Annotated in this window: 5 protein-coding genes; 1 reads left to right on the top strand and 4 read right to left on the bottom strand. The window is 66.7% G+C overall.

Features of this window, described 5'->3' with window-relative positions; translation table 11 throughout:
* Positions 1-58: 58 nt before the first annotated feature.
* The 3 genes from glpK to LC041_RS11935 all read right to left on the bottom strand — a co-directional run bounded on the left by glpK (position 59) and on the right by LC041_RS11935 (position 4,171).
* Positions 59-1,573 carry a glycerol kinase GlpK gene (gene glpK, locus LC041_RS11945; protein ID WP_226533289.1) on the bottom strand — a complete coding sequence of 505 codons (1,515 nt, stop codon included), beginning with the start codon at positions 1,571-1,573 and terminating at the stop codon, positions 59-61.
* 40 nt (positions 1,574-1,613) lie between these two features.
* Positions 1,614-2,369, bottom strand: a complete 756-nt coding sequence (locus LC041_RS11940; protein WP_226533288.1) for an MIP/aquaporin family protein — start codon at positions 2,367-2,369, stop codon at positions 1,614-1,616.
* 92 nt (positions 2,370-2,461) lie between these two features.
* Entirely contained in the window at positions 2,462-4,171 is a 1,710-nt protein-coding gene (locus LC041_RS11935) for a glycerol-3-phosphate dehydrogenase/oxidase (RefSeq protein WP_226533287.1), read from the bottom strand.
* A 103-nt stretch (positions 4,172-4,274) separates the two neighbouring features.
* On the opposite strand from LC041_RS11935, the gene LC041_RS11930 reads away from it, so the two are divergent.
* Positions 4,275-5,246: a sugar-binding transcriptional regulator gene (locus tag LC041_RS11930; protein WP_374197673.1), complete on the top strand. Its 972-nt coding sequence runs from the start codon at positions 4,275-4,277 to the stop codon at positions 5,244-5,246.
* A 14-nt stretch (positions 5,247-5,260) separates the two neighbouring features.
* On the opposite strand, the gene LC041_RS11925 is transcribed toward LC041_RS11930, so the two are convergent.
* Complete coding sequence (locus LC041_RS11925; RefSeq protein WP_226533285.1) at positions 5,261-6,412, bottom strand: glutamate--cysteine ligase; 1,152 nt, start codon at positions 6,410-6,412, stop codon at positions 5,261-5,263.
* Positions 6,413-6,453: the final 41 nt, after the last annotated feature.

Below are 6,453 nucleotides of genomic sequence, written 5' to 3'. Positions count from 1 at the left end.
GCTCTTCCGATCGGGTCCGGAGCTGAACTCCGGACCCGCTTCGCTCCACTCGACGCTGTTACTTGACGTCTTCGTCGACCCAGTCCATGGACTTCGTGACGGCCTTGCGCCACAACCGCAGCTGGCGGTCGCGCTCGGCTTCATCCATCGACGGCTCCCAGCGCTTGTCCTCCTGCCAGTTGGCGGAGAGGTCATCCAGGCCGTTCCAGAACCCGACCGCGAGACCGGCCGCATACGCCGCTCCGAGCGCCGTGGTCTCCGCCACGACGGGGCGCACGACCGGGACACCGAGGACGTCCGCCTGGAACTGCATGAGCGCGTCGTTGGCGACCATGCCGCCATCGACCTTGAGTTCCGTCAGGTCCACTCCGGCATCGGCGTTGACCGCATCCAGCACGTCGCGAGTCTGGAAGGCCACGGCCTCCAGCGCGGCGCGCGCGATGTGGTTCTTGTTCGCGTACCGGGTGAGGCCGACGATCGCTCCCCGGGCGTCCGGACGCCAGTAGGGGGCGAACAGTCCTGAGAATGCGGGGACGATGTACACGCCGCCGTTGTCCTCGACCTGCTCGGCCAGCTTCTCCACCTCGGGGGCCGAGGAGATGATGCCGAGCTGGTCCCGCAGCCATTGGATGAGCGACCCTGTGACCGCGATCGATCCCTCGAGTGCGTAGTGGGTCGGCCCGTCGCCGAGCTTGTAGCCGACGGTGGTGAGCAGCCCGTTCTTCGAGTGGACGACTTCCTCGCCCGTGTTGAAGATCAGGAAGCACCCGGTGCCGTAGGTGTTCTTGCTCTCGCCGGTCTGGAAGGCAGCCTGACCGAACGTCGCGGCCTGCTGGTCGCCGAGGATGCCGGCGATCGGCGTCTCCCGCAGAAGCGAGGAGCTCTCCGCGGTGCCGTACACCTCGGACGAGGAACGGATCTGCGGCATCATCGAGCGCGGCACACCGAAGGCTTCCAGGATGTCATCGCGCCACTCGAGGGTCTCGAGGTCCATGAACATCGTGCGCGATGCATTGGTGACGTCGGTCGCGTGCACGCCGCCGTCGGCGCCGCCCGTCAGGTTCCACAGCACCCAGCAGTCGGTGGTGCCGAAGAGCAGGTCGCCTGCCTCCGCCTTCTCGCGGGCGCCCTCGACGTTCTCCAGGATCCACGCGATCTTGGTCCCCGAGAAGTACGTCGCGAGCGGCAGGCCGACGACCGGCTTGAACCGCTCGACACCGCCGTCGGCCGCCAGCCGGTCGACGATCTCCTGCGTGCGGGTGTCCTGCCAGACGATCGCGTTGTAGATCGGCTTGCCGGTGTTCTTGTCCCACACGACGGCGGTCTCACGCTGGTTGGTGATACCGACGGCCGCGATGTCGTGACGCGTCAGGTCGGCGCGGCCCAGGGCCAAACCGATGACCTCTTGTACGTTGCGCCAGATCTCTGCAGCGTCGTGCTCGACCCAGCCTGCCTTCGGAAGGATCTGTTCGTGCTCCTTCTGCCCGGTCGCGACGATGCTGCCCTTCTTGTCGAAGATGATCGCGCGGCTCGACGTGGTTCCCTGGTCGATGGCGATGATGTAGTCAGCCACTTGTGCTCTCCTTTGAATTCCAGTGCGGATGAGGGGTCGGTCAGCCGGCGAGGCCGAGCAGCACGGGGGCTGCGAGTGCGGCGATCACACCACCGATGAGCGGACCGACGACCGGAACCCACGAGTAGGACCAGTCGCTGGTGCCCTTGCCCTTGATCGGCAGGATCGCGTGCGCGATGCGCGGGCCGAGGTCACGGGCGGGGTTGATCGCGTAGCCGGTCGGACCACCGAGCGATGCACCGATACCGACCACGAGCAGTGCGACCGGGAGGGCGGTGAGCGGTCCGAGGCCTCCGGGCGTGCCGACCTGGATGTCACCGTAATCCGCGAACGCGAAGATGACGAACACGAGGACGAACGTTCCGATGATCTCCGTGACGAGGTTCCACCCGTAGGAGCGGATCGCGGGACCGGTCGAGAAGACGCCGAGCTTGTTGGCGGCCTCCGGTTCCTCGTCGAAGTGCTGCTTGTAGGCGAGCCACACGACGATCGCGCCGAGGATCGCGCCGAGGAGTTCAGCGGCCGTTGCGGTCAGGAACATCACGAACGAGATCTTGCCGGCGACGAAGAGTCCGATGCCGACAGCCGGGTTGATGATCGCACCGGAATACGCGGAGACGAGCACACCGGCGAAGACCGCGAGGCCCCATCCCCAGTTGACCATCAGGAAGCCGCCACCGAAGCCCTTGTTCTTCGCAAGGGCCACGTTGGCCACGACACCACATCCGAGCAGGACGAGCATCGCTGTGCCGACCAACTCCGAGAGGAAGTAGAGACCGAGATTCACATCAGCCATGTCTTCTTTGACCTTTCTTGTGTGTCGAGGCCCCTCTGCCCCGACACGTTATGGGGGTTGCGCCGCGAGGAGGGCGGCTGTCCGAAGTCCAGTCAGCCGCGGGTGCGGGACTGGATATCGAGTCCGTGCCGCTCGTTGAGCAGCTGACGTGTCTGGTCCAGCTCGGCGTCGTGCCGCGAGCGGTCCCAGCCGAGCATCGGGGCGAGCGCATCGGCGATCTCATCGAGGACCTCGGCGTCCGCATTTCCGGTGAAGGCGATGCTGGTGCGCCGCAGCACCACGTCTTCGAGACGACTCACCATCTCGTTGTGCACCATCCATTCGAGTTCGCGGGTCGAGAGGTCGCCCTTTGCGAGGGGCTCATCGGTGCCCTGCTCGACATACTCCCAGACCTGGGCGGCGCGGGTGCCGTAGCGTGCGATGAGGCTGTCGGCACGTGCGCCGGCACCGGCGAGGTTCTCCTGAACCCACAGGCGCTTCGCCTTCTCCGTGCGCGGGAACTCGCGGCCGCCACCGATTGCTCGACCGGCCGTGGAAACGGTGCGGGTACGGCCGAGCAGGCCGAGCACGACATCGGAGAGCGACTCGCCGAGCGCGCGGAACGTCGTCCACTTGCCGCCGACGAGGCTCACGAGCGGAACCGGCCCCTTCTGGTCGACTTCGATGCGGTAATCGCGCGAGACGAAGCCGGGAGCCGTGTCCTCGTGACGCGGCAGCGGGCGGATGCCCGAGAACTTGTAGACGATCTGGTCGCGCGCCACCGGGATCGTCGGGAAGACGTGGTGGATGAGGTCGAAGAAGTAGTCGACCTCCTCTTCGGTGCACACCGGCACCTCGCGCGGGTCGGCATCGATGTCGGTCGTGCCGACCAGAACCCGGCCCTTGAGCGGGTAGATCAGGACGATGCGGCCGTCGGAGTGCTCGAAGAAGATCTCACGACCCTGCGTCGCCTCGAGCAGCTCGGGGTGGTCGAGCACGATGTGCGAACCCTTCGTGCCGCCCATGTACTTCGTGTCCTCGCCGAGCGCGTCGTTCGTCAAGTCCGTCCAGGGCCCCGAGGCGTTGACGACGACGTCGGCCTGCACGGAGAACTCGGTTCCGCTCTCGCGGTCGCGGAGCGTGATCTTGTCACCGTCGCGGGCGATCGCTTCGACGTAGTTCAGCGCGTGCGCCTCGGGGTGGGCTGCCCGTCCGTCCTGGAGAACATCGAGCGCGAGACGCTCCGGGTCGTGCATGGAGGCGTCGTAGTAGGTTGCGGTGTACTTGATCCGCGGGTCGAGTGAAGGAAGCTCGGCCAGCGACTTCTTCCGTCCGAGGAAGCGGTGTCGCGGGACGGTTCCGCCGTCGCGCGAGAACGTGTCGTAGATCGTGAGACCGACCTTGATGAGGAACGCGCCGCGCTCTTGCGGCTTCCCGCTCTTGTGGGTGAGGAAGCGCAGGGGAGCGGACAGGATGCCGGAGAAGGTCGAGTAGATCGGGATCGTTGTCTGGAGCGGCTTGACGTAGTGCGGGGCGATCTTGAGCAGTCCATTGCGCTCTTCTACGGACTCGCGCACGAGTCGGAACTCGCCGTTCTCGAGGTACCGGATCCCCCCATGGATCATGTGGCTCGATGCGGACGACGCGCCGGAGGCGAAGTCGCCGCGCTCGACGAGGACGACGTCCACTCCCTGGAGGGCCAGATCACGGAAGGTGGAGATCCCGTTGATCCCGCCACCGATGACGAGGACGCTCGTGCGTCCGGACTCGCGGACGGCGCTGACCTCGGCGCGCTCCGCAGACGAGTGTGTGGAATCGATCATCGTCGACCCTCGCTTCCTTACTTGCCAACCAGCATCGACCTGTGTGGCATCTCGCGCAAGCCCACTGCACATATGTGCAAGGATCGAGGGCGAGGAGGTCATGATGGGCGGTCAGGGCGCGGAAACGCGCGACAGCAAGCTGATCGCGGCGCTCACCGCCGCGCAGCTCTACTACATGCAGGACAAGACGATGGAGGTCATCGCGCAAGAACTCGGCACCTCCCGATCCTCCGTCTCCCGCCTGTTGAGCTTCGCCAGGGAGAGCGGTCTGGTGGACATCCGCATCAACTCGCCACTCGAACGGCTCGGGATGCTCGAACAGCGCATCCGCGACCGCCACCGTGTTGCCGCACACGTCGTGCCGATGCCGGAGATCCTCAGTGAAGTCGAACGGCTCGAGCGTGTGGCGCTCACTGCGGGCCGTCTGCTGTCGCAGTTCGTCGACTCGAACATGGTCATCGGGGTCGCCTGGGGCTCGACCATCAGCGCGGTGAGTCGTGGCCTGACGCAGAAGGAGACGCACAACACCACGTTCGTGCAGCTCAACGGTGCCGGAAACACCCAGACGACCGGGGTCGAGTACTCCAGCGACATCCTGCAGCGCTTCGGCAGTGCGTTCGGCGCCCAGGTGCAGCAGTTCCCCGTCCCCGCGTTCTTCGACGATCCGGCGACACGCGAGGCGATGTGGCGGGAACGGAGCACGCGGCGTGTGCTGGACCTCCAGGCGAAGATGGATGTCGCCGTCTTCAGCCTGGGCTCTCCCGCGGCGGAAGTGCCGAGCCGGGTGTACGTCGGCGGGTACCTCGGGCGCGACGACTACCGCAGCCTCCGCGAAGACCACGCGATCGGCGACGTGGCGACGGTCTTCTTCCGCTCGGACGGTTCCTGGCGGGACATCCGCGTCAACGCGAGGGCGACCGGCCCCGGGCTCGATCGCCTGCGCCGTGTCCCCCGTCGGGTCTGCGTGGTCTCCGGTATCCCCAAGCTGGTGAGCCTTCGGGCGGCTCTGGCCGCCGGGCTCATCACGGACGTGGTCCTCGACGAAGGCCTCGCGCGACGTCTCGTGGAGGATTGACCCTCGCCGGGGGATCAGTCCTCGTCGGTCGACGATTCCGGTCCGGAACGGAACTCGCGGATCAGATGCTGCACCACGGCGGTGAGATCGCCCTCCGCAGCATCGGCGACGGCGAGTTGTCGGGCGTAGCTGGCGCCGCCCTCCAGGATGGTCGCGATACCGCCGAACTCACGTCCGCACCCCAACTCCACCGCGACAGGGGCGAGTGCTTCGAGCGTCTCCGTCAGGTGCTCCCGCACGGGGCGTTGGGTGCCGGCGGAGTCTACGATCACGCGCGCCTCGAGTCCGTAGCGCGCTGCGCGCCACTTGTTCTCGCGATGGAACCAGGCGGGAAGGGCGGGGAGAGTCTCACCATCGTCCAGCCGCCGCGAGAAGTGCTCGACGAGGACCTGGACGAGCGCGGCGACGGAGGCCAGCTCCGGGAGCGTCGACAGCCCGTCGCATGCCCGTATCTCGATCGTGCCCCAGCGGGGGGCGGGGCGGATGTCCCAGCGCACCTCGGTGGCATCTTCCATGACACCGGTCCGGACCATGTCCTCGAGGTACGACTCGAACTGCGACCAATCGTGCAGTGGCCACGGGAGCCCGGCTGTGGGCAACTGCTGGAAGACCAACGCGCGGTTCGACGCGTAGCCGGTGCGCTCGCCCGCCCAGAACGGACTCGACGCCGCCAGGGCTTGCAGGTGGGGGAGGTAGCCGGCGAGCGCATTGATGAGGGGAAAGACCTTGCGGTGGTCCTCTACTCCGATGTGTACGTGGATGCCCCAGATCATCATGTTGCGGCCCCACCACTGGGTGCGCTCGATCAGGGTGTGATAGCGCGACTTGTCGGAGACCTCCTGATCGAACCACTGGGCGAAGGGGTGGCTGCCTGCCGACAACAGCTCGATCCCGGCGGGGTCCGTGGCCGAACGCACGGAGGCGATCGCGTTGGCGATGTCGTCGACGGCGTGTGCGACGGAGTCGCCGATACCGCTCGTCACCTCGATCGTGTTGGTGAGCAGTTCCCCCGTGACCGTGTGGCGCTCATCCACGCTCTCCGTCTCCAGCGCGGCCAGAAGTTCGGGGGCGCGGCCGACGAGGTCACCGCTTGCGGGGTCCGCCAGCATGATCTCCCATTCGAGACCGACGGTGGAGCGGGCCGAGGAGGCGAACTCGAGTTTCACCCGCACAGTCTGGCACGGCCGTGACGCGACACGACAACAGC

Origin of the sequence: Microbacterium paraoxydans (assembly GCF_020524545.1) — a bacterium.
In the GTDB taxonomy this organism is placed as follows: Bacteria; Actinomycetota; Actinomycetes; order Actinomycetales; family Microbacteriaceae; genus Microbacterium; species Microbacterium paraoxydans_C.
The sequence above is the reverse complement of the archived record's forward strand: the minus strand, read 5'-3'. Positions and strand labels throughout refer to the sequence as shown.